This window comes from Roseicyclus persicicus, from assembly GCF_012395815.1.
GTDB classification, from domain to species: domain Bacteria; phylum Pseudomonadota; class Alphaproteobacteria; order Rhodobacterales; family Rhodobacteraceae; genus Roseicyclus; species Roseicyclus persicicus.
This window is the reverse complement of record NZ_JAAZQQ010000001.1, coordinates 263,525-288,303: the sequence shown is the minus strand read 5'-3', so window position 1 is coordinate 288,303 and position 24,779 is coordinate 263,525. Positions and strand designations below refer to the sequence as shown.

Below are 24,779 nucleotides of genomic sequence, written 5' to 3'. Positions count from 1 at the left end.
AGGCTGTGTACGCCCCTTGTACGGGATGTGACGCGCCATGACCTGCCTGCCCGCCCGCACCGACCGCAAGCTCGGCCTCGTCATCGACCTCGACACCTGCGTCGGCTGCCAGGCCTGCGTCGTCGCCTGCAAGGGCTGGAACACCGAGAATTACGGCGCCCCCCTCAGCGACCAGGACCCCTACGGCCCAGACCCCTCGGGCACCTTCCTGAACCGGGTCCATACCTATGAAATCACGCCGGAAAACGCCCCGGCGCAGATCGTCCACTTCCCGAAATCCTGCCTGCATTGCGACGACGCGCCCTGCGTCACCGTCTGCCCCACCGGCGCCAGCTACAAGCGCGCCGAGGATGGCATCGTTCTTGTAAATGAATCCGACTGCATCGGCTGCGGCCTCTGCGCCTGGGCCTGCCCCTACGGCGCCCGCGAAATGGACGCCACGGCGCGCGTCATGAAGAAATGCACGCTCTGCGTCGACCGCATCTACAACGAAAATCTTGCAGAAGAAGACCGCGAGCCCGCCTGCGTCCGCACCTGCCCCACCGGCGCGCGGCACTTCGGCGACCTCGCCGACCCCGACAGCGCGGTCAGCCGGCTGGTCGCCGACCGCGCCGGCCTTGACCTGATGCCCGACCTCGGCACGAAGCCCGTCAACAAGTACCTCCCCCCGCGCCCCAGGGACCGCTGGGAGGACGCCTCGGTCCTCGCCCCCTTCCTCGAACCTGTCGCCGACAGCCCGCAGGGCTTCCTCGGCTGGCTCGACCGCGCGCTCGAGCGGCTCTGATGCACCCGGCGCCTTCCGTCATCCTGTTCACGGTGCTCTCGGGGCTCGGCTTCGGCCTCCTCGTCTTTCTCGGCATCGGCGAGCCCGAGGTCACCGGCTGGACGGCGTTCTGGTTCTTCCTGATCGCCTACGCGCTGGCCGTCGGTGGGCTCGTCGCCTCGACCTTCCACCTCGGCCATCCCGAACGCGCGCTCAAGGCCTTCAGCCAATGGCGCTCCAGCTGGCTCAGCCGCGAGGCCTGGGCCGCCGTCGCGGCCCTTGTCGTGATGGGCCTCCATGCCGCCGCCGCGGTGTTTCTCGGCGTCACCTTCACCCCCCTCGGCTGGCTCGGCGCGGCGCTGTCGCTCGCCACCGTGCTGGCCACCGCGATGATCTACACCCAGATCCGCGCCGTCCCCCGCTGGAACCAGGTGCTGACGCCGCTGCACCTGGTGTCGGCCAGCCTCGCCGGGGGCGCGCTGCTCGCCGGGCAGATCACGCCCGCCTCGGTGCTCCTGCTGGTGGCGGGGCTGATCCAGGTCGGGCACTGGAAGGTCGGCGACGCGCGCTTCGCCGAGGTCGGGCAGAGCCTCGCCTCGGCCACGGGGCTCGGGGCGCCGGGGCGCATCCGGGCCTTCGCGCCGCCGCACACGGGCACGAACTACCTGCTGCGGGAAATGGTGCACCGCGTCGGCCGCAAACATGCGCGCAAGCTGCGGGCGCTCGCGCTGACCTTCGGCTATGCCCTGCCGCTCGGGCTGATCCTGGTGCCAGGCGCGGGGCACCTGCTGGGCGGGCTCGCGGTGCTGAGCCACGTCGCGGGGATGCTCGCCTCGCGCTGGCTGTTCTTCGCCGAGGCCGAGCACGTCGTCGGCCTCTACTACGGCGCGCGGGGCTGACGGCCCGCACGCCCGGTCGCACCGCCGGACCCGCGACCGCCGCCCAGGGTAGGGACATCCGCCATTGTCCCGTCGCCGCCCTGCCCGCAGGCTGGCCCTTTAAGCGGGAGGCCCGCGCAAGCGCGCGGGATCGTATCATGCAAAGCATCACACTCGGGTTCGGCTTCATCACCGTCACGGCACTGGTGGTGATCGCCGGCGATTTCCTTCTCAAGCTCGCCGCCGACCGCGGCCTTGCCGCCCTGTCGCTGCTCGTGGTGGTCGGCATCGTGCTCTACGGCATCTCGGCGCTGCTGTGGTTCGGCGCGATGCGCCACCTGAGCCTCGGCCAGGCCGGCGTCGCCTATTCCATGCTGACGCTGGTGGCGCTCGCCCTGATCGGCGCGGCGGTGTTCGGCGAACGGCTGGGCCTGCGCGAATGCGCCGGGATCGGCTGCGCGCTGGCCGCCATGCTGCTGATGACACGGGTCGAATGACCGGGCGCAGGCGGCCGCGCCCCTGCGCCCGTCCGGCCGCGGCCGTCGCCCCCGCGGGGCGGCCTCAGCCGCCCGCGCCGCCGGGCACCACGGTCAGGCCCAGCATCTGCCAGCTCTGCATTCCGCCGCGGTAGTAGCTGATGTTCTCGGCCGGGAACCCCGCCTCGATCATCCGCCGCGCCGCGGTGGGCGACTGGCCGCACCACGGCCCGTTGCAGAACAGCACGACACGGGCCACGCCCTCGCCGTCGCAGATCCAGCCGTCGAAGTCGGGCTCGCAGCCCAGCTCGCCCAGCCGGTCGGCGGCCTCGGTATAGGGCACCGACACCGCGCCCGGAATGGTGCCGGCCTCGAATTCGGGCCGGACGCGCCCGTCGATCACCACGGTGTCCTCGTCCTGCAGCGCCGCGATCACCTCCAGCTCGCCCACCGGCGTCACGCCGGGTGCGGGAACCATCGGCTGGATGCAGAAATTGGGGCAGGGCCGCGAGGTCAGCGTCCAGTCGCCCGACAGGCGGTTGTCATTGTCCTGGTTGCGCATGATCTCGACCATGCCGGTCGCCGTCGGCACGCTGACCGACATCATGTCGGGGGTGATGCCGACCGGGTCGGCGAGCGCCGCCGCCGGCAGGGCCAGCAGCGCCAGTGTCAGGGTCATCTTCCGCATGGGATCCTCCCTTGTCTCCACTCCCGCAAGGGTCCGCCTGCCGGGCCCTTGGGTCAACCCGCCTGTCGTCGCACCCCTGGCCGGCCCCGCCCGCCGCACTACCCTTGCGCCATGCGCCGCCTCGCCCTCCTCGCCGCCCTTGTCGCCGCCGCGGGCCCCGCCGCCGCCTGGCAGGCCGGGGTCGAGGGCGCGCTCTGCACCCTCACCCACAGCGATCCCGCCGCGGGCGAGGTGCGCCTGACCTACGACCCGTCCCTGCCGGTCTATTCCATCACCGTCACCCGGCCCGAGCCCTGGCCCGCCGTCCCCCGCTTCGAGATCGCCTTCCTCGGCGGGGCCGAGCTGACCATCGGCACCGACCGCCACAGCCTGTCCGACGACGGCCTGTCGCTGACCGTCACCGACCGCGGCTTCGGCAATGTCCTGAACGGCCTGTCCGGGAACCTCGTCGCCGCGATGCTGGCGGGCGATGTCGCGGTGCCCTTCTCGCTTGCGGGCGCCGCCCCCGAGGTCGCCGCCTTCGAGGCCTGCACCGCCGCCCCCAGCGCCTGAGCCTGCGCGGGCCTGCACAGTCACCCTGTGCCCATGTGCATTGATGCGCGGCCCGCCCTGCGCCATCTCAAGCCGCAACCGGGGCCCCGCCCCGCCCATGCATCCCTGAGGAGGCCACAGCCATGCCCCGCCGCATCCCCGGCATCCACCATGTCACCGCCATCTCCGGCCCGCCGCAGGCCAACGTCGATTTCTACACCGGCACGCTGCGCCAGCGGCTGGTCAAGAAGACCGTCAACTTCGACGCGCCCGACGTCTACCACCTCTACTACGGCAACACCGGCGCCGAGCCGGGCACGATCCTGACCTTCTTCCCCTTCGTCGACGCCGGCCCCGGCCGCGCCGGCCCCGGCATGGCCGCGGGCTACGCCTACGCCGTGCCCGCCGGCCAGTTCGACGGCTGGATGGAACGGCTGGCCGCCGACGCCGTTGACTTCGACGGCCCCTTTGACCGCTTCGGCCAGCGCGTCATCACGCTGCGCGACCCCGACGGCGCGCCGGTGGACCTCGTGGAGACCAACCGCGTGTCGGACGAGCCGCTCGACGGGTTCCACTCCGTCACGCTGTGGGAGGCCGACCTCGCCCCCACCGCCCGCCTCCTGACGGACCACTTCGGCTATGCCGAGGCCGGCCACGAAACCGCGGGCGGGATCGAACGCCTGCGCCTCGTCACGCCGGGCGACGCGCGCGGCACGGTGGTCGACCTGATCCGCTCCGATGCCCCGTCGATCGGGCGGCAGGGCGCGGGCACCATCCACCACGTCGCCTTCCGCGCCGAGGACGACGCCGTGCAGGCCGAGTGGCAGGAGCGCCTGCGCAGCGCCGGCCACGCCGTGACCGAGGTGCGCGACCGGCAGTATTTCAACGCGATCTACTTCCGCGAACCGGGCGGCGTGCTGTTCGAGATCGCCACCGACCCGCCGGGCTTCGCCGTGGACGAGGACGCCGCGCATCTGGGCGAGGCGCTGAAGCTGCCGCCGCAATACGAGCCCTACCGCGCCCGGATCGAGCGCGTCCTGCCGCCCCTGCGGGTGGCCGGATGACCGGGGTCGCGCGCGCGGGCACCGGCGGGGGGACGGCACGAATGGGTCTCGTCCTGCTGCACGGCCGGGGCGGGTCGGCCGACGACATCCTGCGCCTCGGCGCGGCGCTCGGCCTGCCCGACCTGGCGCTTGCCGCCCCGCAGGCGCCGGGGCACAGCTGGTGGCCGACCTCCTTCCTCGCCCCTTCGGCGCAGATGGAGCGCCACGTCGCCCAGGGCCTCGCCGCCGTCGACGCGGCCATCGCCGCCCTGACGGCCGAGGGCCTCGACTGCGGCCGCATCGCGCTGGCGGGCTTCAGCCAGGGCGGCTGCCTCGCGCTGGAATACGCCGCGCGCCGGGGTGGGCTGGCGGCCGTCTTCGGCCTCTCCGCCGGCCTCGTCGGTACCGGGGATGCCGGCCCCACGCCCGACCCCGCCCTCTACGGCCATGCGCCCAAGCGCTTCGACTACGCGACCGACCTCACCGGCCTGCCGGTGACGATCACGGTCCACGAGCAGGACCCCCACATCCCGCTCAAGCGCGCCGAGGACAGCCGCGCCGCCTTCGCCGCCCTCGGCGCGAATGCCGCCCTGCACGTCGAGCCCGGCCCCGGCCACGGCCTGACCGACGCCGGGCTCACCGCGATGCGCGCCACCCTCAACCACTGAAAGACCGGGCAGGGACGGCACACCGCTCCTGCCCCATCTTTGCTTTCCAAATACTCCCGCCCGCTGCCCGACTGGCGACTTCGCTGCCGAAAGGGGAGGCTCCCGCACCCTCAACCCGCGCAAGGCCGGGTCAGCGGAACCAGAACCCCCACCCGCGCTCGTATTCCGCCACCAGCGGGTGCCCCTGGATCGAGTTCACCTCCACCTCCCGCGGCCCCTGGTCCGGCCCGAAGGCCCGGCTCGCCGCCCAGACCTCCGGCGTCAGGTGCCTGAGGCCCTCGGGCAGCGCCGGCACCCGCCCCTCGGCCGGCAGCATCGGCGCGGCCAGCACGAAACCCCAGTCCCCGAAGCTCGGGACGTAGACGTGGTAGGGCAGCGTCCCCAGCCCCTCGCCGGGCGCAAGCGGATTGCGCGTGGCCGCCAGCGTCGCCTCGACGGTCCAGAACGCGCCGGGTGCGAAGGTGGGCGAGCCCGCCTGGGTCACGAAGATCCCGGCGCCCGACAGGCGCTCGGCCATCATCGCGTAGAACTCGATGGAATAGAGCTTGGACAGGGCGATGGATTTGGGGTCGGGCAGGTCGGCGATGATGACGTCGTAGATGCCGTCGTCCCCGGCCAGGAAGGCCCAGGCGTCGGCGTTCACGATCTCCACCCGCGGATCGGTCAGCGCGCCCGCGTTCAGCGCCACGAGGTCGGGGTTTTGCGAGAACAGCTCCGTCACCCGCGGGTCGAGGTCCACCAGCCGCACCCGCTCCACGCCCGGATGCCGCAGCACCTCGCGCACCGCCATCCCGTCGCCGCCGCCCAGCACCAGCACATCCGCGACCCGCGGCGCCAGCCCCATCGCCGGGTGCACCAGCGCCTCGTGGTAGCGATGCTCGTCGAGGCTGTCGAACTGGATCGAATGGTCGAGGAACAGCCGGTAGCGGTCGTCGAAGCGGGTCAGCACGATCGACTGGTAGGGCGTCGTCTCGGACAGGATCACCTCGTCCTCGAACAGCCGCGCATCGACCACGCCGACGAGCCGCTCGGCCCCGCCGAGCGCGAGGAGGCCCGCCGCCAGGAACACCCCCCAGGGCGCCCAGTAGACAGCCGGCAGCCGGTCGCGGAACAGCCACAGCGAGAACCCCGCCACCAGCAGGTTCAGCGTGCCGAAGGCGAGCGACGCCGCCATCAGCGACAGGTTGGGAATGATCAGCAGCGGAAAGGCCAGCGACGCCGCCAGCGCGCCGACGTAATCCGCCGTCAGCACGTTCTCGAAGCGGAACTCGGCCGCCCCGATCTCCTTCATCACCCGCGTGATCAGCGGGATCTCCATCCCCGACAGGATGCCGATCACCACCAACCCGCCATAGAGCGGCAGCCCCACCGCCCCGTACCAGGCGTAGGAAAAGAACAGGACCGGCCCGAGCGCGCCGCCCACCACCCCCAGCGCCATCTGCGCCCGCACGAAGCCCGACAGCGCGTCGCCCACGTAGCGCGAGACATAGGCGCCGACCCCCATCGCGGTCAGGAACACCCCGATGACGAAACTGAACTGCCGCACGGAATCGCCCAGCAGATAGCTCGAGATCGTGGCCGCGATCAACTCGTAGATCAGGCCGGCGACGGCGACGACGAAGGTCGCGGCCAGCAGCCACGCGACCTTGGGCGTCACGTCCGGCCCGCGGGGCGGGCCCTTGGCGGCGGTCAAGACAGGATGACGGCCGCGATGATGATCGCCATCGCGATGAAGATCGACGCGATCAGGATCGCCAGCGCGACGTTCTGGTCCTCCTCGATCTCCTTGATGATCGGGAAGGGCGTCACGAGGTCGACCACCTTCCAGCAGATCCACATCAGCCCCATGCCGAGGCCGGTGTAGAACAGCATCGAGACGACTTCGTAGAGGAGGATCCCCTGGAACATCAGCTTTCCTTTCTGGTCATTTGACGCGTCCGAAAAACCCGTAGCCGCCGGTCGAGCCGGTCCCGGGCGAGCCCGTGCGCACCGAGGCCGCCTGCACGCCGTCGCCGCCCCCGCCGGCCCCCGCCCCGCTCCAGGACAGGTAGCCCGCGCCGGACAGGAGCAGCAGGCAGCCCGCGGCGATCACGATGCGGAAGGGGGTCATCGCCTCACTCCTCGTGCCAGTCGCCGCCGGCGAAGCGCAGCTTCTCGTGGATCGCGCGCCGCCCGGTCAGGCCGATCCAGCCGATCCCGAACAGGATCGCCGCCCCGATCAGCCAGGCCACCGCGGACCGGCCCTCGTGCACGCTGATGGCGACGCGCTGCGGGCCGTAGCCGAACGGGCCCACCGTCTGTTCCTGCCCGCGCATCACCGTGACCTCGTGCATCCCCGCCGCGCGCGGCCGGAAGGTCAGGGCGGCGGTGCTGTTGCCCTCGCTCCAGGACTCGCCGCCATCGACGCCGCTGTAGCGTTCGGCGACCCCCTCGCCCGCGAAGATCACCGCCCCGTCGGGCCCGCGCACCTCGGCCCCGAACACGGCCCAGGCATTGTCGAGATCGGCGCGCACGCGCAGCTGGGCCAACTGGGCCGTGTTCGTGATCGGAACGGCGTAGCGCGCCGGCAGCTGCGTGATCGGGATGCCCGACTGGTTGAACACCTGCGCGCCCGACAGGGCCAGGACCAGCGCCATCACCAGCGCCACCACCGCCGAGGCGGCGAAGGCCAGCCGCATGAACGCCTCCTCGCGCAGCGGGCGGTAGGGCGTCAGCGGGTGGCGCGGCGGGCGGCCGGGGGGCAGCGTCGCGCCCAGCGCCCGCGCCGTCTCCTCCCGCGGGAGGAGCGTGGTCAGCTCCACCTCGGCCTCGCTCTCGCCGGCGCGGAAGCCCAGCATGGCCTTGGGCCCGAGCAGCACCACCGTGGTCGTCGTCTCGCCGATCCGGGGCAGCCAGTTGAACTCCCCCTCCATGAAGTCGATCTCGGCGGTGGAGGTCTCGTAATACTTGTAGCGCTCGCCCCGGTAGACGCGGACCGGCGGCGTCTCGGACACCTCGACGCCCGCGGGCGTGACGCCGTTGCCGATCCCGTAGTCGCGGATCTTGCGGGTGAAGGTAAAGCTCTCGCCCTCCCAGGTCAGCCAGGCATAGCCATGGGTGGGCGAGAACAGCTGGTGCTCGACCCAGCGCCACGACCGCCCCTGCCAGCGCTCCACCTTGCCCAGCGTCCCGATCACCACGAAGTCCACGCCCTGCACCGGCAGGGTCATGCCGATGTGGACCGGGCTGTCGGGGTGGTCGCGTTTCCCGATCGAGTCGAGGATCCTGTAGTTGTCCTGCGCGTCCAGCACCGAGCCGCAATAGCCGCAGACCTGCGTCATCACCCGGCCGCCGCCCAGCACCGACAGGCCGGCGCCGCATTGCGTGCAGTTGATCGAACTCAGGCCCGCCGCGCGCGTCATCCGGTGGCCCTCCGCACCTTGAGGGTGAAGGGATCGAGCCAGTCGCCCAGGAACCACGCCTCGCCGCCGTCCCAGACCTCGCCCGACAGGAGCTCGCCCTGGTCGCTCGTGGCGTTGACGAAGCGGTGCGTCTCGCCCAGCACGATCTGCTCGGGCAGCTGGCCGCGGAAGGCGGCGGCCTTCGCGCTGTCCATCTCGGTGACGGTATAGACCTCGCCGTCGACGCGCACGCCCGCCCCCAGCCGCAGCTCGTCCGCCAGGCCCGCCCGCACGCTGCTGCGGGGCACCGGCAGCTGGATCACCACGTCGCCCTCGTCGATCGAGATCCAGGCCCCGGCGCCGTCGGAGGTTTCGGCCCACAGCTCGTCCCAGGTGCCGCGGCCGTAGTCGTAGCGGACATGGCCGAGCACGCTCCAGCGGCTGCCCGCGGCCTCGACGGTGTCGCCGATGCCGACCAGCATGGGGGTTTCGTGCATCTCGCCGTGGTTGCCCATCGGCGCCAGCGCGTCGGCCTGCCGGAACAGCGTCGTCTCGCAGGACGGGCAGTCGAACATGCGGGTGGATTTCCGCAGGTCCTCGAAGCCGTAACCGCAATTCGGGCAGGACAGGGACACGTAGGTCTCCACGCGGAAGAAGGACCGGGCACGCAAGCTTGCGGCCGACCCTAGCGGCCTGTCCGGCCTTGCGACAAGGGGCTTGTCGCGGGGGAGGGCCACGGGACCTCCCCCCTTGACAGGGCTCAGCCGAGGATCTCGGCGAGGCTGTCGGCGGTGGCGGCGACGACGGTGTCGGCCTCGGCGCGCGTCAGGCACAGCGGCGGCGCATAGCCCAGGATGTCGCCCTGCGGCATCGCCCGCGCGATCACGCCGCGCCGGCCCATGGCGGCGACGATGCGCGGCACCACCTTGTCGGCCGGGTCGAAGCCCGCGCGGGTGTCGCGGTCGGCCACCAGTTCGACCGCCGTCAACATGCCGGCGCCGCGCACCTCGCCCACGTGCGGGTGGGCCGCGACGGCCTCGGCCATGGTCCGCGTCAGGTAGGCCCCGACCTCGCCCGCGTTCCGCACCAGCCCGAGGCTGTCGAGAAGCCTGAGGTTCGCCACCCCCGCTGCGGCCCCGATCGGGTGGGCCGAGTAGGTCCAGCCATGGCCGAGCGGCCCGTTCTCGTCGGTGCCCTGCTCCAGCACGCGCCACACCTTGTCGGACACGATGGACCCCGACAGCGGCGCGTAGGCCGAGGTCAGGCCCTTGGCGATGGTCATCACGTCGGGCTTCAGCCCGTAGGAGGGCGAGGCGAACATCTCGCCCAACCGCCCGAAGCCGGTGATGACCTCGTCCGCGATCAGCAGGATATCGTGCTTTTCCAGGATCGGCGTGATCGCCGCCCAGTAGCCCTTGGGCGGCGGCACGATGCCGCCGGTGCCCAGCATCGGCTCGGCGATGAAGGCGGCGATGGTGTCGGCGCCCTCGGCCTCGATCAGCGCCTCGAGGTCGGCGGCGCACTGGGCGCTGAACTGCTCCTCGGTCTGGGACGCGTCTGCGCGGCGGTAGTAGTAGGGCGAGGTCGTGTGCCGCACGGTGTCGAGCGGCAGGTCGAACTTCTTGTGGAACAGCGACAGCCCCGTCAGCGACCCCGACATCAGCCCCGAGCCGTGATAGGCCCGCCAGCGCGAGATGATCTTCTTCTTCTGCGGTCGGCCGAGGATGTTGTTGTAGTACCACACGAGCTTGACGTTGGTCTCGTTCGCGTCCGACCCGCCCTGCCCGAAGAACACGCGGGACATGTGTGAAGGCGCCCGCTCCATCACCATGCGGGCCAGCGTGATCGAGGCCTCGGTGCCGTGGCCCATGTAGGCGTGGTAATAGGCCAGCTCATGCGCCTGCGCGGCGATGGCCTCGGCCACCTCCTTCCGGCCGTAGCCGATGTTGACGCAGTAGAGCCCGGCGAAGGCGTCGAGCAGGCGGTTGCCGTCGCGGTCGGTGATGTAGCAGCCCTCGGCGGTCTGGATGATCCGGCCGGGCGCCTCGCCGCGGGCGTGCTGGGCGAGATGGGTCGAGGGGTGCAGGAAATGGTCCCGGTCCCATTTCGCAAGCTGGTCGTTGGTCAGCATGGCCGTCTCCTGTCTGGCGGGCGTGGGCGCGAGACTGCGGCGCGCGCGGGCAGGCTGCAAGGGTGGGCAGGCAGAGCGCCCGGGCGGATTGGCGAAACGCCGGTTCGGAGGGCGAAAAACTCGAGTTTTTCGCGCGGGAAACCTCGAGGTTTCCCTTGCGTTTTCCTCGAGGAAAACGCCCGCCTCAGCCCTGACGGCGGAAGGTCAGGTAATGCGGCACCCGCCCCTCGCGCAGCGCCTTCTGTTCGTAGCGCGTCGGGATCCAGTCGCCCCAGGGCCGGCGCCAGTCCTCCGGCCCCTCGGCCAGCCAGTCGAAGCCCGCGCGCGGCACCTCCTCCAGCGTCTGGCGCACGTAGTCGGGGATGTCGGTCGCCACCCGGAACTCGGCACCCGGCTTCAGCACGCGGGCCAGCGGCTCCAGGTGCTCGGGCGTGACGAAGCGGCGGCGATGATGCTTCTTCTTCGGCCAGGGGTCGGGGTAGAGCAGGAACGCCTTGCCGACCGATGCGTCCGGCAGCACGTCGAACAGGTCGCGCACGTCGCCCGGATGCACCCGCAGGTTCGTCACGCCCGCCCGCCGGATCTTTCCGAGCAGCATGGCGACGCCGTTGATGTAGGGCTCGCAGCCGATGATCCCGACCTGCGGGTTCAGCCCGGCCTGGTGCACCATGTGCTCGCCGCCGCCGAAGCCCACCTCGACCCAGACCTCGCGCCCGCCGAACAGCGCGGCCAGGTCCAGCGCCCTGCGGTCGGGGTTCGCGTCCCAGTCCACCGGCCCCGGCGACAGGGCGGCGAGGTCCTCGGCCAGGTACCCCTCCTGGCTCTCGCGCAGGTGCTTGCCGCGGCGGCGGCCGTAGAAGTTGCGGTGGGGGCGCTGGGCGGCGTCGGTCATCGGCGGGGGTCTCGCGGCGCGGGTGGGTTCGGCGGCCGGGTCTAGCGGGTCGGGGCGCGGGCCTCAATCCCCGGCCCCGCTTCTATTCCGCGCGGGAATGCTTACCTTCGCCAAGGAACGAGACGAAAGGCGCGCCCGATGTTCGGCCATTCCGTGAAGCTGTTCGACCTCTTCGGCTTCGAGATCAAGATCGACGCCAGCTGGCTCCTGATCGCGGCGCTGATCGTCTGGAGCCTGTCCTCGGGCTACTTCCCCGACGTGCTGCCGGGCCTGGGCGACGGCGCCTACCTCGGCCTCGCGCTGGTGGCGATGCTGGGCCTCTTCGCCAGCCTGATCCTGCACGAGCTGGCCCATTCGCTGGTGGCGCGCCGCTACGGGCTCGGCATCGGGGGGATCACGCTGTTCCTGTTCGGCGGCGTGGCGGAACTGGTGGACGAGCCGAAAAGCGCGGCGTCGGAATTCTGGATCGCGGTCGCCGGCCCGGCGATGAGCGTCGCGCTGGCCGCGCTCTTCGCGCTGGCGGCGCTGGTCGTGGGGGCCGAGGGGCTGCTGGCCGTGCTGTTCGCCTATCTCGCCTCGATCAACCTCATCCTCGCGCTGTTCAACCTGGTGCCGGCCTTCCCGCTCGACGGGGGCCGCGTGCTGCGCGCCTGGCTCTGGAGCCGGTCGGGCGACATGCTGGAGGCCACGCGCAAGGCCAGCAACGCCGGCGCGGCCTTTGCGCTGGGGCTGATGGGGCTGGGGCTGTTCTCGGCCCTGTCGGGGGGCGGCATCGGCGGGGTCTGGCTGGTGCTGATCGGCTTCTTCGTGCTGAACGCCAGCCGCGGCACCTACCAGCGCCTGCTGATGCAGGACAGCCTGCGCGGCCGCCGCGTGGCCGAGCTGATGACCGCCGATCCTTGGACCGCCTCGCCCGACATGACGCTGGCCCAGATCGCCGACGGGGTGATGGTGCCCCACGCCGTCAGCTTCGTGCCGCTGGTCGAACGCGGCGTGGTCGTGGGCTACGTCGACGCGCAGATCCTGCGCGCCGTCCCGCGCGCGGACTGGGCCACCCGCACCGCCGCCGAGGTGATGGCGCCGCTCGACGAGGCCTGCATCGTGCCGCCGCGCATGACCGCCGAGGCGGCGCTGGCGCGGCTGGCCGAGGGCCCGCACCGCAAGCTGATCGTGGCCGAGGGCCGCCAGCTCCGCGGCATCCTCAGCCTGCGCGACCTGATGGGCCACATCGCCGTGGTGCAGGCGCTCGGGCGCGGCCCGGCACCGCGCTGACGGCGGGCGCCGATGGTCCTCTCCGCCCCCCTTGTCGCGCTCCTGTCCGCGCTGGTCGTGGCGGTCGCGGCCCTGCTCGCGTGGCGCGCCGCCCGGGCCGCGCGCACGCCGCAGGGGGCGGTCGGCTGGGTCGTGTTCCTGCTGACCACGCCCTACATCGCCATCTTCCTCTACGCGCTGTTCGGCCCGCATCGCTACCGCCGCCGCACCCGCGAGCGCCGGGCGAGCCGCCTCCTGTTCCAGGACAAGCGCCCCGACCCCGACGCGCACCCGGCCCCCGACGCCGACGGCTTCGACCGCCACCCCCTCGAGCGGATCGCGGGAATGCCCTTCGTCGGCGGCAACGCGGTCAGCCTGCTGGTCGACGGGGCCGCGACGTATGCCGCGCTGCACGACGCCATCGACCGGGCCGAGCACGACCTGCTGGTGCAGTTCTACACGCTGCGCGACGACGCCACCGGCCGGGCCCTGATCGACCGGATGATCGCCGCCGCCCGGCGCGGGGTGGCGGTGCGGCTCTACGTCGACGCGGTGGGGTCCGCGCGGCTGGGGCGCGCCACGATCCGGGAGATGCAGGCGGCCGGCATCGCGGGCATCGCGCGCGGCCGCCGCGTGCCGCTGGCGCGCTACCTGCAGGTGAATTTCCGCAACCATCGCAAGGCGGTGATCGTGGACGGGCGCGAGGCGTTCGTCGGCGGGCTGAACGTGGGCGACGAATACATGGGCGGCGACCCGCGCTTCGGCCCCTGGCGCGACACCTTCGCCCATGTCACCGGCCCGGTGGTCAAGCAGCTCCAGCTGATCTTCGCCGAGGACTGGCACTGGCTGACCGGCACCTCGCTCCGCCGCGAGCTCGACTGGTCGCCGCCCGCCCCCTCGGGCCCGACCGAGGCGCTGATCGTCGCCACCGGCCCGACCGACGGCGAGGACGGCGCGGCGGCGATGTTCTTCGCCGCCATCGCCGCGGCGCGGTCGCGGGTCTGGATCTCGACCCCCTATTTCGTGCCCGACCTCGCCCTGATCGCGGCGCTGAAACACGCCGCGGCGCAGGGGCGCGACGTGCGCATCCTCGTGCCCGACCGCATCGACCACCACCTGCCGTGGCTGGCGGCCTTCGCCTATTTCGACGAGCTGGTCGAGGCCGGTGTCGGCATCTGGCGCTACCACGACGGGTTCCTGCACCAGAAGGCGCTCGTGATCGACGATCGGCTCTCGGGGCTGGGCAGCACGAATTTCGACAACCGCTCGTTCCGCTTGAATTTCGAGACGATGGCGCTTTTCCTCGACCCCGCGCTGGCCGGGGAGATGGCGGAGATGCTGGAGGGCGATTTCGCGCGGGCCGAACGGCTGACGACACCCCTGTCGGGCCAGCCGCTGGGCATCCGCGTGGGCGCACCGCTCGCGCGGCTCTTCGCGCCGATCCTGTGAGGGGCGGGCGATGCGGGTCCTGAGCTACAACATCCGCAAGGCGGTGGGGCTGGACGGGCGGCGCAACCCCGAACGGGTGATGGGCGTGATCGCCGACAGCGGCGCCGACATCGTCATCCTGCAGGAGGCCGACAAGCGCCTCGGCGCCCGGCCCGCCGCGATCCCGAAACACCTGATCGACCTCGAAAGCGACTACGACGCCGTCGACCTCGGGGCGACCGGCGTCAGCCTCGGCTGGCACGGCAACGCGATCCTGGTGAAGCCCGGCATCGCGGTGCGCAGCGTCCGCCGCCTGCCGCTGCCCGGGCTGGAGCCGCGGGGCGCAGTGCAGGTCGAGGTCGAGGCCGCCGGGATCGGCGCCGTCACGCTGGTCGGCGCGCATCTGGGGCTGATCCGGCGCTGGCGCCGGCTGCAGATGCACGCGATCCGCGAGCACATCGCGCCCGAGACGCGCGCGCGCACCATCATCGCCGGCGATTTCAACGAATGGGCGCCCGAGGGCGGGTTCGAGCCGCTGGGCCCCGGCTTTGCGCTGGTGACACCGGGGCGCAGCTACCACGCCGCCTACCCCGTCGCGCCGCTCGACCGCTTCGCCCATGGCGCGGGGCTGACGGTGAAGGGCGCGGGGGTGATCCGGCAAGGTGCGGCGCGGCACGCGTCCGACCACCTGCCGGTCTGGGCGGAGTTCGCGCCGGCCCCCGAGGACCGGCGCGGCTAGGTCACACCGCGGCGCGGAGCGCGTCGGTGAGGTCGGTCTTTTCCCAGCTGAAGCCGCCATCGGCCTCCGGCGCGCGGCCGAAGTGCCCGTAGGCCGCCGTGCGCTGGTAGATCGGGCGGTTGAGCCCAAGGTGCAGCCGGATGCCCCGCGGCGTCAGGTCCATGACCTTGCGCACCGCCCGCTCGATCGCGGCCTCCTCGACCTCGCCGGTGCCGTGGGTGTCGACGTAGATCGACAGGGGCTCGGCCACGCCGATCGCGTAGGAAACCTGCAGCGTGCAGCGCTTGGCCAGCCCCGCCGCCACCACGTTCTTGGCCAGGTAGCGCGCTGCATAGGCCGCCGAGCGGTCCACCTTGGTCGGGTCCTTGCCCGAGAAGGCACCGCCGCCATGCGGGGCAGCACCACCATAGGTGTCGACGATGATCTTGCGGCCCGTCAGGCCCGCGTCGCCATCGGGGCCGCCGATCACGAACTTGCCGGTCGGGTTCACCCACCACTGGGTCTTCTCGGTGATCCAGCCCGAGGGCAGCACCTCGCGGATGTAGGGCTCGACCACGGCGCGCACGTCGTCGGACGTCATGTCCGCGTCGAGGTGCTGGGTCGACAGCACGATCGAGGTCGCCTCGACCGGCTTGCCGCCCTCGTAGCGCAGCGTCAGCTGGCTCTTGGCATCGGGGCCGAGCACCGGCTCACGCCCCGATTTCCGGGCCTCGGCCAGGCGCCGCAGGATCGCGTGGGCGTACTGGATCGGGGCCGGCATCAGCTCGGGCGTCTCGTCGACGGCATAGCCGAACATGATGCCCTGGTCGCCGGCGCCGTCCTTGTCCACGCCCTGCGCGATGTGGGCCGACTGCTCGTGCAGGAAGTTCAGCACGTGGCAGGTGTTCCAGTGGAACTTCTCCTGCTCGTAGCCGATGTCCTTGATGCAGTCCCGCGCGATCTCGCCGATCATGCCCATGAAGGTCTTGAGGCGGTTCTTGTCGCTGAGGCCGACCTCGCCGCCGATGACGACCATGCCGGTCGTGGCGAAGGTTTCGCAGGCGACCCGCGCCTCGGGCTCCTCGGCGAGGAAGGCGTCGAGAACGGCGTCGGAAATACGGTCGCACACCTTGTCGGGATGCCCCTCCGAAACGGATTCGGAGGTGAAGAGGTAGTTGTCGCGGGCCATGTCGGGGAAGTGCTCCATTGGAAAATATCACCCCACGCCAGGAAGCCGTTGTGGGGCATTCCGCGCTCTACGCGGTTACGCCTTCGGGCGCAATGGCCGTCTCCATCGGCCGGCCAGCAGGGCGGCGCCTGTTGCAAGAAAAGCCAGCAGAAGAACCGGCCAGTCGCCCGTGCGCGCATAGACCGTGGGCGGCAGCGGCGGCGGCAGGCGCGCGTCGAGCTGGCCCGCCGTGTTCAGGGGCAGCGCCGCGACCACGCGGCCGCGCGCGTCGATCACCGCCGAGACGCCGGTGTTGGCCGCGCGCAGCACCGGCAGCCCCTGCTCGGCGGCGCGCAGCCGGGCCAGCGCGAGGTGCTGGAACGGCCCCGAGAAACTGCCGAACCACGCGTCGTTGGTCAGGTGCGCCATCCAGTCGGGGCGATCGACCTGCCGGATGTAGCCCGGAAAGATCGCCTCGTAGCAGATCATCGGGAAGGCGGTGCCCAGCCCGCCGCCCAGCGCGATCAGCGCGGGCCCGTCGCCCGGCGAATAGCCGCCCGCCAGCACCTCGGCCACGCCGCGCAGGCCCAGCGCCTCGGCCGCGGTGCCGCCGGGCATGTATTCGCCGAAGGGCACCAGGTGGTGCTTGTCGTAGACCTGCGCGATGCGGCCGTCGGGGGCCAGCAGCGCCGAGGTGTTGCGCGCACGGAAGCCTTCGAAGCGCTGGCCGCCGAGCAGCACCTGCGCGCCCTGCGCGGCCTCGGCGATGCGGGCGCGGGCGGCGTCGGATCGTTCCAGGAGCACCGGCAGCGTGGTCTCGGGCCAAAGGACCAGGGCAGGCGCGGGGCCATCGGGCGCGGCGGCGGTCAGGTCGAGCGCGCGCTGGAAGAAGACGGGGATCAGGTCCTCGCGCCACTTCAGGTGCTGCGGCGCGTTGGGCTGCACCAGCCGGACGACCGGCGCATCGGGGCCGGGCGCGGGCGCCTCGGGCACCACGGCAAGGGCGAGGAGCGCGGCGAGGATCGGCGCGGCGAGGAGCCCGCCCGCCAGCACCCTCCGCCCGGCGAGGAGCGCCGCGGCGATCCCCGCCGCCACGCCCATCACGATCAGGGTCAACCCCTGCGGCCCCGCCAAAGCCGACAGCGCCAGCAGCGGCGACCCGATCAACACATGGCCCGGCTGCGCCCAGGGAAACCCCGTCAGCACCACGCCGCGCGCGGCCTCGGCCAGCACGACAAGCCCGGCCAGCAGCGCCACCCGGAGCCCCGGCCGATCCGGCACCGCGCGCGCCGCGATCCAGCCCGGCCCCAGCCAGAACAGCGCCAGCCCGCCCGCCATGAACACCAGCGCGAAGGGCGCCATCCAGCCATGCCGCGCCACATCGACCAGGAAAGGCTCGACGATCCAGTGCAGCGCGACGCCGAAATAGGCCGTCGCCCCGACCCAGGCCGTCAGCGCCGCCCGGCGCGGCGTCGGCGCGACCCCGGCGAGCAGGAGCACGCCGGCGAACCCGGCAAGGCCCAGGGGCCACAGGTCGAAGGGGGCAAGCCCCAGCGCCGCCGCCGCCCCGGCGACGGCGGCCAGCGCCAGCCGCGCGCGCGGCGACAGGCTCCCGATGCGGCCCGGCGCCGCCGTCGGATGGGTCAACCGGCCGCCCCTTTCGGCATCCGCACGCGCAACCGCTTGATCCGCCGCGGGTCGGCGTCGATGACCTCGAACTCCACCCCCGAGGGGTGCGGCACCACCTCGCCGCGCGCGGGCACCCGGCCCGACAACAGGAAGACGAGGCCGCCCAGCGTGTCGACCTCCTCCTCGTCGTCGACGTCCGACAGGCTCAGGCCCAGCTCGGCCTCGAACTCGTCGAGCGGCGCGCGCGCCAGCGCCAGCCAGCGCCCCTCGCCCTCGCGGCTCCAGGGCTGCGCCTCCTCGATGTCGTGCTCGTCCTCGATCTCGCCGATGACCTGTTCGATCAGGTCCTCGATGGTCAGGAGCCCGTCGACCCCGCCATACTCGTCGATCACGAGGGCCATGTGGGTGCGCTCGGTCTGCATCTTCTGCAAGAGCACCCCGATCGGCATCGACGGCGGCACGTACAGGAGCGGCCGCAGCATCGTGCGCAGCGAGAACCCGTCATGGGACCCGTTGAAGCCGTAGCGCAGCGCCACGTCCTTGAGGTGCACAAGGCCCATCGGGCTGTCGAGCGTGCCTTCGTAGACCGGCAGCCGCGTCATGCCGCTGTCGCGGAACACCCGCACCAGCGCCGGCAGGTCGTCGTCGCAGGAGATCGAGACGATCTCGGCCCGCGGGATCATCACGTCCTCGACGCGCATCCGGCGCAGGTTGGACATGCCGAACTGGGGCAGCGCGGTGCCGTTCGCGCCCCCCGAAGCGGGATGATGGTCTACATGGGATTCCTCGGCCTCGGCGTCCTCGCCTGTGCCGAACAATCGTGCGAAAAAACCCGGCCTCTGCGGCTGCGGGTCGTCATCCTCGCCCTGCGCGCCACGCGCCGCAGGAGACGAGGGATCGGGGTTCGAGCTCATGGCTCCTTTCCAGAAACAACCGGGCCCTGACCGGCCCGTGGGATCAATATGGGTCAGGGACCCCCAGTCTGGCAAGGATGCGGGTTTCCAGACCTTCCATCAGGGCCGCATCCGCATCGTCGATGTGGTCGAAACCCAACAGGTGCAGGAGCCCGTGCACCATCAGGTGCGCCAGGTGGTGGTCAAATGGCTTGCCCGCCTCGGCCGCCTCGCGCGCCAGCACGCCCTGCGCCAGCGCGATGTCGCCCAGCTCCTCGGGCGGGCCGTCCGCGTCGGGGTCGGGCAGGTCGGGCATCGCGCCGGGGGTCTCGGCGCCGCGCTCCTCGGCGGGCCAGGACAGGACGTTGGTGGGCACGGGCTTGCCGCGGAACTCGGCGTTCAGGCCCGCGATCCGGTCGTCGCCCGCGGCGAGGATCGACACGGCAAAGCGCGCCGGGTCGAGCCCCAGCTCGGCCAGCGCGGCCGTGCAGGCGGCCTCGGCCAGCGCCGTGACCCCGGCCTCGTCCCAGCCGTCGTCCTCGAACAGGATGTCGATCTCCATGGCCCCGGCTCCTGCCCTGCCCCGCGGCGGCGGTCAATGGCCCGCGCGCGTCAGGTGGCCTCCCAGATCTCGCCGGCGGCCGCGATCCCCGCCGCCCAGGCGCCGCCCAGCGTGGTCGCCAGCCGCCCTGGTGCGGCCTCGCCCGCGAAGAACAGCCGCCCGTCCACCGCCGCGGCGTAGTCCTCGCGCGCGCTGTCGGCGCCGGGGCGGACCCGCGCCCAGGGCCCGAGGCTGAGCGCGTCGGCGGCCCAGTCGTGATGGTCGACCGCCACCGCCGCAAGGCCGGTGTGGTGGTCCAGCACCGCGCGCGCCGCCGCCGCGACGGCACGCGGGCCCTCGGCCGAGAGGGCACTGGCATGGGCGCCCGCGAACAGCACCGAGGCCAGCGGCGCCCGCGGGTCGAGGTGCAACAGCGCCCCCCGCCCGGCCAGCACGGCGTCGAGGTCGACCGCGAACTCGGCCTCCTCCGGCGCGGGCGCTTCCAGCCGCAGGCCCACCTTGAGGAACTCGGCCGGACCCAGCGCCGACAGCGCCGCCTGCTTCCAGTCGGGCAGCTCGGGCGTGACGCGCAGCCCGCCCCGCGCGAGCACCATCGGCGGCACCGTCACCAGCACCACGCCGGCCCGCAGCGTGCCGAACCCGCCCGAGACCGCGACGTGATCGGCGGGGCGCAGGTCGATCCGCGTCACCGCGTGGCCGGTGCGGACGGGCAGGTCCCGGGCCAGCGCCTGCAACAGCCCGCCGGTGCCCCCCTCGACCAGCGCGTCCTCGCCCGAGGCGAGCGTGGCGGCGTCGATCAGCGACACCCGCGCCGGGTCGCCCCCCATCGACAGCGCCGACAGCGCCAGCGCGGCGTCCTCGAACGGCGCGCCGGTGGCCAGCGCGGCCAGCGTCGCGCCGGGGCCCGCCGCGGCCTCCGCGGCGTCGGTGCGGGCATCGAGCCGCCCCAGCGCGGCCAGCAGCGCCTCGGCCGCGTCCTCGTCCACCTCGCCCTCTGCGCCGCGGGTGACCTGCATGTCCTCGAACACGCTGTCGGTCAGGGTCAGGTCCAGCGCCCGCGCCTCGGCCCGGAGCGGGTTGGCGCCGCCGTTGTGGAGCCACTGCGCGCCGCGGTCCCACGCCAGCCCCAGGGCGCCGCCGTCGGTCCAGGCCCGCCCGCCGACGCGGGCGCGCGCCTCCAGCACGACGACCTCGTATTCCCACTCCAGCAGCTGCCGGGCCGCGGCGATGCCCGCGGCCCCCGCGCCGATCACCACGACCTCGGCGTCGACATGACCCTCGGCGCGCAGAAGGGCCGGCGCTGCAAGCGCCGCCCCCGTCAGGCCGAGGAACCGGCGGCGGCCACGCATGGCGCGGGGCTCAGCCCACCGGGCCCGCGTCGGCGTCATAGGCCTCGATAATCTTGGCGACCATCGGGTGCCGGACCACGTCCTTGGCGGTGAAGTAGTTGAAGCTGATGCCGGACACGTCCTTGAGGATGCGCTCGGCCTCGGACAGGCCGCTGGTGACGCCGCGCGGCAGGTCGACCTGGCTGCGGTCGCCGGTGATGACCATGCGGCTGCCCTGCCCCAGCCGGGTCAGGAACATCTTCATCTGCATCGCCGTGGCGTTCTGCGCCTCGTCCAGCACGACATAGGCGTTCGACAGCGTCCGCCCCCGCATGAAGGCCAGCGGCGCGATCTCGATGGTCTTTTCGGCCATCAGGTTCTGCAGCTGCTTGCCCGGCAGGAAATCGTTCAGCGCGTCGTAGAGCGGCTGCATGTAGGGGTCGACCTTTTCCTTCATGTCGCCGGGCAGGAAGCCGAGCCGTTCGCCGGCCTCGACCGCGGGGCGGCTGAGGATGATCTTGTCGACATGCCCGTTGATCATCTGGTTCACGCCGACCGCGACCGCGAGGTAGGTCTTGCCGGTGCCCGCGGGGCCGATGCCGAAGGCCAGCTCGTGCGTGAACAGGTTGCGCACATAGGCCTGCTGCGCCTCGGTGCGGGGTTCGACGGTCTTCTTGCGGGTGCCGATCTCGAGGGGCCCGCGCTGGAACATCTCGATCTGGTCGCCATCGCGGGCGCCGGTGCCCTCGGCCGACCCGCCGAGCCGCACCGCGGCGTCGATGTCGCCGGGTTCGATCCCGCGCCCGGCCTCGAGGCGGGCATAGAGCTTCTTCAGCACCTCGACCGCCTCGGCGCGCGCCTCGCCCAGCACCGCAAGGCGGTTGCCGCGGCGCAACAGGTGCACGGACAGCAGGTGCTCGATCTGCGCCAGGTTGCGGTCAAACTCGCCGCAGAGCTCGATCAGGAGACGGTTGTCGGGAAACTCGAGCGACAGCTCGACCGGGGTGCCATCGGTGGGGGCCGCCAGGGGGGTGATCGCCAAATCACGCTCCGGTTTGGGGTTGCGCCTGGGTCCGAGTGTGGCAACCCGCCGGACGCAACGCAACAGATTGTGGCGCGTGTCACCGAAGTTTCTTCATGCGGTAGCGCGGGCGGACGAAAAAACGGGCGGCCCGGCGGACCGCCCGTCTGGTGCATGGCCCCTGCGCCCGCGGGTCAGCGCGTGCGCGGCACCCGGTCGGGAATGCCGGGGTTCGAGCTGATGTTGCCGACGATCGAGTTCGGCGGCGCCACGTCGGTGCAGACCGGCAGGCCCGAGACCGGGTCGCGGCGGCGCGACCAGTAGCCCTCGAGGCCGTCGTCGATCATCCAGATGTGGCATCCGTCAGGGTCGATGTAGATGCCCGCCTCCAGCTGCGACAGCGAGCCGGCGTCGCGGCCGCGGTCCTCGCCGATGGCGCGCACCTCGTTCGGGTCGCCGGTGGAGGGGCGCACGCCCTCGAAGCTCTCGACGCAGCCCGAGACCAGCAGCGCGGTGCCGAACAGGGTGGCCAGTTTCAGTGTTCCGGTCATGGTCATTCCCCCGATCAGCGGTAGCACACGATTTCGACGCGGCGGTTGCGCTGCATGTTCGCGGCGCTGTCGTTCGGCGCGACCGGGCGACGCTCGCCATAGCCGATCTCGCGCGCGACCCGTGCGCCCACCGAGCGGGCGAGGTTCGCGACCGACGCGGCGCGGCGCTGGCTGAGGCTCATGTTGTACTCGTCCGAGGCGCGGCTGTCGGTGTGGCCGTAGATGGCGTAGGCATAGGCGCCGGCCGAGCGGAAGAACTGCTCCAGCTGGGCGCGGCCGTTCGCCGTCATGCGGGCGCTGTCGGTGGCGAACAGCACGTCGGTGTTGGCCACCGCGCAGGTGTTCACCTCGAGGCACACCGGCATCCCGTTGTGCGGGTTGACCCGGCCTTCCATGTAGCCCTCGACGCCGCCGTCGGCGACCCAGTGCATGCAGCCGTCCGGGTCGATCCAGATCCCGGGCTCCACGCGCCCGGTGATCGTCGTGCTGCTTTGGGCTTCGGCCGCCTGCGGCGCGAGCAGAACGGCGCTTGCGACCAGGGCGGCCCCGCCCAGCGCGCGCGCAAACATGCGTGACAATGCGGCCATCACATCAACATCCCCCACTTGTTCCAGGCGCTGTCACAGTCCGGTTTCGCGGCCTGGCAGGACCCCTGCGAAAACACCTTTGATTACGGCAGGATAGCAGCAACAGGATTCAAGGGAAGCGATTTCTTCGAGAACATGTCGCCGGATCGGAAACAAGCAGGGGGCGATTCGGCCATTTTCGCCCGTCCCCGGCCAATCCGGCGACCCAGCGCCCGGCATTCCCGGCGCGCCCGGGCGCCTCATGCCCCGGGTGGCCGAACCAATCCGGTCAGCGGGCCATGACCGTTTCCGATGATGAAACGGTTCCGGCGAATTACGGCGGAAATGTGACCGCGCCGCCGGCGGCGGCTGTGGTAGGCTGCCGCATCCTGCGCGGGCTGCCACCCGCCAGACCACAGATCCTTTGGGGGAAGGACTTTACCATGACAGCGTTCAAGGCTCTCTCTGCGGCTGCCGTTCTCGGCGGCGGATTCCTCGCCATGGCCGGCCCGGCCAGCGCCGACCACCAGGTCCGCGGGCACCACCCGCACGTGCAGCAGACCACCACGGTCGTCATCAACGTCAGCTGCTTCCGCGGCCCCTCGAGCGAGGTGATCTGGGATCGGCCGAACCCGCAGTTCGTCGACAGCCTCGTCGCCGCCGGCTACAGCTTCCCGGAGGCTCACGCCATCGCCGAGCGGGTCTGCCGCGACGCCGCCTCGGTCAACCGGCCCGAGAACGCCGAGGCCACCATGTACCGGATCTTCGCGGAAAACCCGCCGCGCGGCTGACGCGGGTCAGACCAGCCGCCCGGCCAGCGAGTTCGGGCGGCTTTCCACCACCTCGACGGCGGCGACCTGCCCGATCAGGGCCTCGGGGCCGTCGACGTGGACCGCGTGCAGGTATTCCGACTTGCCCGCGATCTGGCCCGGCTCGCGGCCGGCCTTCTCGAACAGCACCTGCACGGTGCGGCCGACCATGCCGGCCTGCGTCGCGCGCTGCTGCTCGGCGATCAGCGCCTGCAGCCGCTGCAGCCGGTCGTCGGCCTCGGCCGGGTCGACCGGCGCGCGCTCGGCCGCGGGGGTGCCCGGGCGGGCGGAATACTTGAAGGTGAAGGCGCTGCCATAGCCCACCTCGCGCACCAGCGCGAGGGTCGCCTCGAAATCCGCTTCTGTCTCGCCGGGGAAACCGACGATGAAATCGCCCGACAGCACGAGGTCGGGCCGCGCCGCGCGGATGCGCTCGATCAGCCGGACATAGGCCTCGGCGGTGTGCTTGCGGTTCATCGCCTTCAGGATACGGTCCGAACCCGACTGCACGGGCAGGTGCAGGTAGGGCATCAGCTTCCCGCAATCGCCATGGGCGGCGATCAGGTCGTCCTCCATGTCGTTGGGGTGCGAGGTGGTGTAGCGGATGCGGTCGAGCCCCTCGATCCCGGCCAGCGCCCGCACCAGCCGCGCCAGCCCCCATTCGCCGCCCTCGGGGCCGGGGCCGTGGTAGGCGTTGACGTTCTGGCCCAGCAGCGTGATCTCGCGCACGCCCCGCTCCACCAGGTCGCGCGCCTCGCGCAACAGCCGCTCCACCGGGCGCGACACCTCGGCGCCGCGGGTGTAGGGCACCACGCAGAAGGAACAGAACTTGTCGCAGCCCTCCTGCACCGTCAGGAAGGCGGTCGGCCCGCGCTTCGCCCGCCGGTCCTTGGGCAGGTGGGCGAACTTGTCCTCCTCGGGGAAATCGGTGTCGAGCGCCTTTTCCCCGCGCGCCACGGCCTCCATCATCTTCGGCAGCCGGTGGTAGGTCTGGGGGCCAACCACGAGGTCGACGATGGGCATGCGGCGCATGATCTCCTCGCCCTCGGCCTGCGCGACGCAGCCGGCCACGCCGATCTTGAGGTCGGGCCGGGCCTCGCGCAGCGGGCGCAGCCGGCCGAGGTCGGAATAGAGCTTTTCCGCCGCCTTCTCGCGGATGTGGCAGGTGTTGAGCAGGATCATGTCGGCCGCCTCGGCGGTGTCGACCTGCTCGTAGCCCTGCGCGCCCAGCGCCTCGGCCATGCGTTCGCTGTCGTAGACGTTCATCTGACAGCCATAGGTCTTGACGAAGAGCTTCTTGGCCTCGGTCATGGCGCCTGCCCGGTTGCCGCGGTAAGGAAAGGGTGACGCGCGGGATGTACACGGGGGGACCGCGTGCTTCAACCGATCCCGCGATTGAATTCGC

The 24,779-nt window shown here is 71.9% G+C and carries 27 protein-coding genes and 1 riboswitch; of the genes, 10 read left to right on the top strand and 17 right to left on the bottom strand.

Annotation, left to right across the window (positions count from 1 at the left end; all coding sequences use genetic code 11):
- Window positions 1-37 precede the first annotated feature (37 nt).
- The 3 genes from HCU73_RS01480 to HCU73_RS01470 all read left to right on the top strand — a co-directional run bounded on the left by HCU73_RS01480 (window position 38) and on the right by HCU73_RS01470 (window position 2,138).
- Window positions 38-784 carry a 4Fe-4S dicluster domain-containing protein gene (locus HCU73_RS01480; RefSeq protein ID WP_168621629.1) on the top strand — a complete coding sequence of 249 codons (747 nt, stop codon included), beginning with the start codon at window positions 38-40 and terminating at the stop codon, window positions 782-784.
- Entirely contained in the window at window positions 784-1,662 is an 879-nt protein-coding gene (locus HCU73_RS01475; RefSeq protein ID WP_168621628.1) for a dimethyl sulfoxide reductase anchor subunit family protein, read from the top strand. Before HCU73_RS01480 ends, HCU73_RS01475 begins: the two co-directional genes overlap by 1 nt.
- 137 nt (window positions 1,663-1,799) lie before the next feature.
- Window positions 1,800-2,138 (top strand): EamA family transporter, encoded by a 339-nt coding sequence (locus tag HCU73_RS01470; protein ID WP_168621627.1) that lies wholly within the window; start codon window positions 1,800-1,802, stop codon window positions 2,136-2,138.
- A gap of 64 nt (window positions 2,139-2,202) precedes the next feature.
- Here HCU73_RS01470 and HCU73_RS01465 read toward each other — a convergent pair whose 3' ends face one another.
- Window positions 2,203-2,805, bottom strand: a complete 603-nt coding sequence (locus tag HCU73_RS01465; protein WP_168621626.1) for a rhodanese-like domain-containing protein — start codon at window positions 2,803-2,805, stop codon at window positions 2,203-2,205.
- Between the two features lie 111 nt (window positions 2,806-2,916).
- On the opposite strand from HCU73_RS01465, the gene HCU73_RS01460 reads away from it, so the two are divergent.
- The 3 genes from HCU73_RS01460 (at window position 2,917) to HCU73_RS01450 (ending at window position 5,047) form a co-directional block, all read left to right on the top strand.
- Window positions 2,917-3,357 (top strand): excinuclease ABC subunit B, encoded by a 441-nt coding sequence (locus tag HCU73_RS01460; RefSeq protein ID WP_168621625.1) that lies wholly within the window; start codon window positions 2,917-2,919, stop codon window positions 3,355-3,357.
- Window positions 3,358-3,479: 122 nt separating this feature from the next.
- On the top strand, window positions 3,480-4,400 hold the full coding sequence (locus HCU73_RS01455) for a ring-cleaving dioxygenase (protein WP_168621624.1): 921 nt from the start codon (window positions 3,480-3,482) through the stop codon (window positions 4,398-4,400).
- A 41-nt stretch (window positions 4,401-4,441) separates the two neighbouring features.
- The gene (locus HCU73_RS01450; protein WP_239025414.1) at window positions 4,442-5,047 is read left to right on the top strand and encodes an alpha/beta hydrolase; all 606 of its coding nucleotides are present in this window, start codon (window positions 4,442-4,444) and stop codon (window positions 5,045-5,047) included.
- A 130-nt stretch (window positions 5,048-5,177) separates the two neighbouring features.
- Here the strand turns inward: HCU73_RS01450 and HCU73_RS01445 are convergent, their stop codons facing one another.
- The 7 genes from HCU73_RS01445 to trmB form a co-directional block, all read right to left on the bottom strand.
- A complete protein-coding gene (locus HCU73_RS01445; RefSeq protein ID WP_239025413.1) occupies window positions 5,178-6,740 on the bottom strand; it encodes a polyamine aminopropyltransferase in 1,563 nt (520 codons plus the stop codon).
- Window positions 6,737-6,955: a DUF350 domain-containing protein gene (locus tag HCU73_RS18650; RefSeq protein WP_239025412.1), complete on the bottom strand. Its 219-nt coding sequence runs from the start codon at window positions 6,953-6,955 to the stop codon at window positions 6,737-6,739. Before HCU73_RS18650 ends, HCU73_RS01445 begins: the two co-directional genes overlap by 4 nt.
- Window positions 6,956-6,971: 16 nt before the next feature.
- Window positions 6,972-7,157, bottom strand: a complete 186-nt coding sequence (locus HCU73_RS01440; RefSeq protein ID WP_168621621.1) for a hypothetical protein — start codon at window positions 7,155-7,157, stop codon at window positions 6,972-6,974.
- Between the two features lie 4 nt (window positions 7,158-7,161).
- A complete protein-coding gene (locus tag HCU73_RS01435) occupies window positions 7,162-8,448 on the bottom strand; it encodes a DUF4178 domain-containing protein (RefSeq protein WP_168621620.1) in 1,287 nt (428 codons plus the stop codon).
- Window positions 8,445-9,098, bottom strand: a complete 654-nt coding sequence (locus HCU73_RS01430; RefSeq protein WP_168621619.1) for a DUF4178 domain-containing protein — start codon at window positions 9,096-9,098, stop codon at window positions 8,445-8,447. The genes HCU73_RS01435 and HCU73_RS01430 overlap by 4 nt, the downstream gene beginning before the upstream one ends.
- An 89-nt stretch (window positions 9,099-9,187) precedes the next feature.
- Window positions 9,188-10,558 carry an aspartate aminotransferase family protein gene (locus HCU73_RS01425; RefSeq protein WP_168621618.1) on the bottom strand — a complete coding sequence of 457 codons (1,371 nt, stop codon included), beginning with the start codon at window positions 10,556-10,558 and terminating at the stop codon, window positions 9,188-9,190.
- A 184-nt stretch (window positions 10,559-10,742) separates the two neighbouring features.
- The gene (gene trmB / locus HCU73_RS01420) at window positions 10,743-11,450 is read right to left on the bottom strand and encodes a tRNA (guanine(46)-N(7))-methyltransferase TrmB (RefSeq protein WP_168621617.1); all 708 of its coding nucleotides are present in this window, start codon (window positions 11,448-11,450) and stop codon (window positions 10,743-10,745) included.
- A 138-nt stretch (window positions 11,451-11,588) separates the two neighbouring features.
- Between trmB and HCU73_RS01415 the strand changes: the two genes are divergently transcribed.
- From HCU73_RS01415 to HCU73_RS01405, 3 genes are read left to right on the top strand one after another with little or no spacing between them, the layout of a single operon-like run.
- Window positions 11,589-12,722, top strand: coding sequence for a site-2 protease family protein (locus HCU73_RS01415; protein WP_168621616.1), 1,134 nt, complete (start codon window positions 11,589-11,591; stop codon window positions 12,720-12,722).
- A 12-nt stretch (window positions 12,723-12,734) separates the two neighbouring features.
- Window positions 12,735-14,150 carry a cardiolipin synthase gene (gene cls, locus HCU73_RS01410; protein WP_168621615.1) on the top strand — a complete coding sequence of 472 codons (1,416 nt, stop codon included), beginning with the start codon at window positions 12,735-12,737 and terminating at the stop codon, window positions 14,148-14,150.
- A 10-nt stretch (window positions 14,151-14,160) separates the two neighbouring features.
- Entirely contained in the window at window positions 14,161-14,868 is a 708-nt protein-coding gene (locus tag HCU73_RS01405) for an endonuclease/exonuclease/phosphatase family protein (protein WP_168621614.1), read from the top strand.
- A gap of 1 nt (window position 14,869) precedes the next feature.
- On the opposite strand, the gene metK is transcribed toward HCU73_RS01405, so the two are convergent.
- From metK to HCU73_RS01365, 8 genes are all read right to left on the bottom strand, one after another.
- Window positions 14,870-16,036: a methionine adenosyltransferase gene (gene metK, locus HCU73_RS01400; RefSeq protein WP_168622334.1), complete on the bottom strand. Its 1,167-nt coding sequence runs from the start codon at window positions 16,034-16,036 to the stop codon at window positions 14,870-14,872.
- Between the two features lie 10 nt (window positions 16,037-16,046).
- Window positions 16,047-16,096, bottom strand: a riboswitch (SAM-SAH riboswitch).
- Between the two features lie 15 nt (window positions 16,097-16,111).
- The gene (gene lnt / locus HCU73_RS01395; RefSeq protein ID WP_168621613.1) at window positions 16,112-17,662 is read right to left on the bottom strand and encodes an apolipoprotein N-acyltransferase; all 1,551 of its coding nucleotides are present in this window, start codon (window positions 17,660-17,662) and stop codon (window positions 16,112-16,114) included.
- Window positions 17,659-18,558 (bottom strand): hemolysin family protein, encoded by a 900-nt coding sequence (locus HCU73_RS01390; RefSeq protein ID WP_168621612.1) that lies wholly within the window; start codon window positions 18,556-18,558, stop codon window positions 17,659-17,661. Before HCU73_RS01390 ends, lnt begins: the two co-directional genes overlap by 4 nt.
- A 43-nt stretch (window positions 18,559-18,601) precedes the next feature.
- On the bottom strand, window positions 18,602-19,099 hold the full coding sequence (gene ybeY / locus HCU73_RS01385; protein ID WP_168621611.1) for an rRNA maturation RNase YbeY: 498 nt from the start codon (window positions 19,097-19,099) through the stop codon (window positions 18,602-18,604).
- A gap of 50 nt (window positions 19,100-19,149) precedes the next feature.
- On the bottom strand, window positions 19,150-20,448 hold the full coding sequence (locus HCU73_RS01380; RefSeq protein WP_168621610.1) for a flavin monoamine oxidase family protein: 1,299 nt from the start codon (window positions 20,446-20,448) through the stop codon (window positions 19,150-19,152).
- Window positions 20,449-20,458: 10 nt separating this feature from the next.
- Complete coding sequence (locus HCU73_RS01375; protein WP_168621609.1) at window positions 20,459-21,469, bottom strand: PhoH family protein; 1,011 nt, start codon at window positions 21,467-21,469, stop codon at window positions 20,459-20,461.
- Between the two features lie 173 nt (window positions 21,470-21,642).
- On the bottom strand, window positions 21,643-21,999 hold the full coding sequence (locus HCU73_RS18590; RefSeq protein WP_210730448.1) for a hypothetical protein: 357 nt from the start codon (window positions 21,997-21,999) through the stop codon (window positions 21,643-21,645).
- 14 nt (window positions 22,000-22,013) lie between these two features.
- Window positions 22,014-22,568 carry an OmpA family protein gene (locus tag HCU73_RS01365; RefSeq protein ID WP_239025411.1) on the bottom strand — a complete coding sequence of 185 codons (555 nt, stop codon included), beginning with the start codon at window positions 22,566-22,568 and terminating at the stop codon, window positions 22,014-22,016.
- 440 nt (window positions 22,569-23,008) lie between these two features.
- Here HCU73_RS01365 and HCU73_RS01360 point away from each other — a divergent pair, with 440 nt between their 5' ends.
- Window positions 23,009-23,356, top strand: a complete 348-nt coding sequence (locus HCU73_RS01360) for a hypothetical protein (RefSeq protein WP_168621607.1) — start codon at window positions 23,009-23,011, stop codon at window positions 23,354-23,356.
- Between the two features lie 6 nt (window positions 23,357-23,362).
- Here the strand turns inward: HCU73_RS01360 and miaB are convergent, their stop codons facing one another.
- A complete protein-coding gene (gene miaB / locus HCU73_RS01355) occupies window positions 23,363-24,685 on the bottom strand; it encodes a tRNA (N6-isopentenyl adenosine(37)-C2)-methylthiotransferase MiaB (protein ID WP_168621606.1) in 1,323 nt (440 codons plus the stop codon).
- Window positions 24,686-24,779 lie beyond the last annotated feature (94 nt).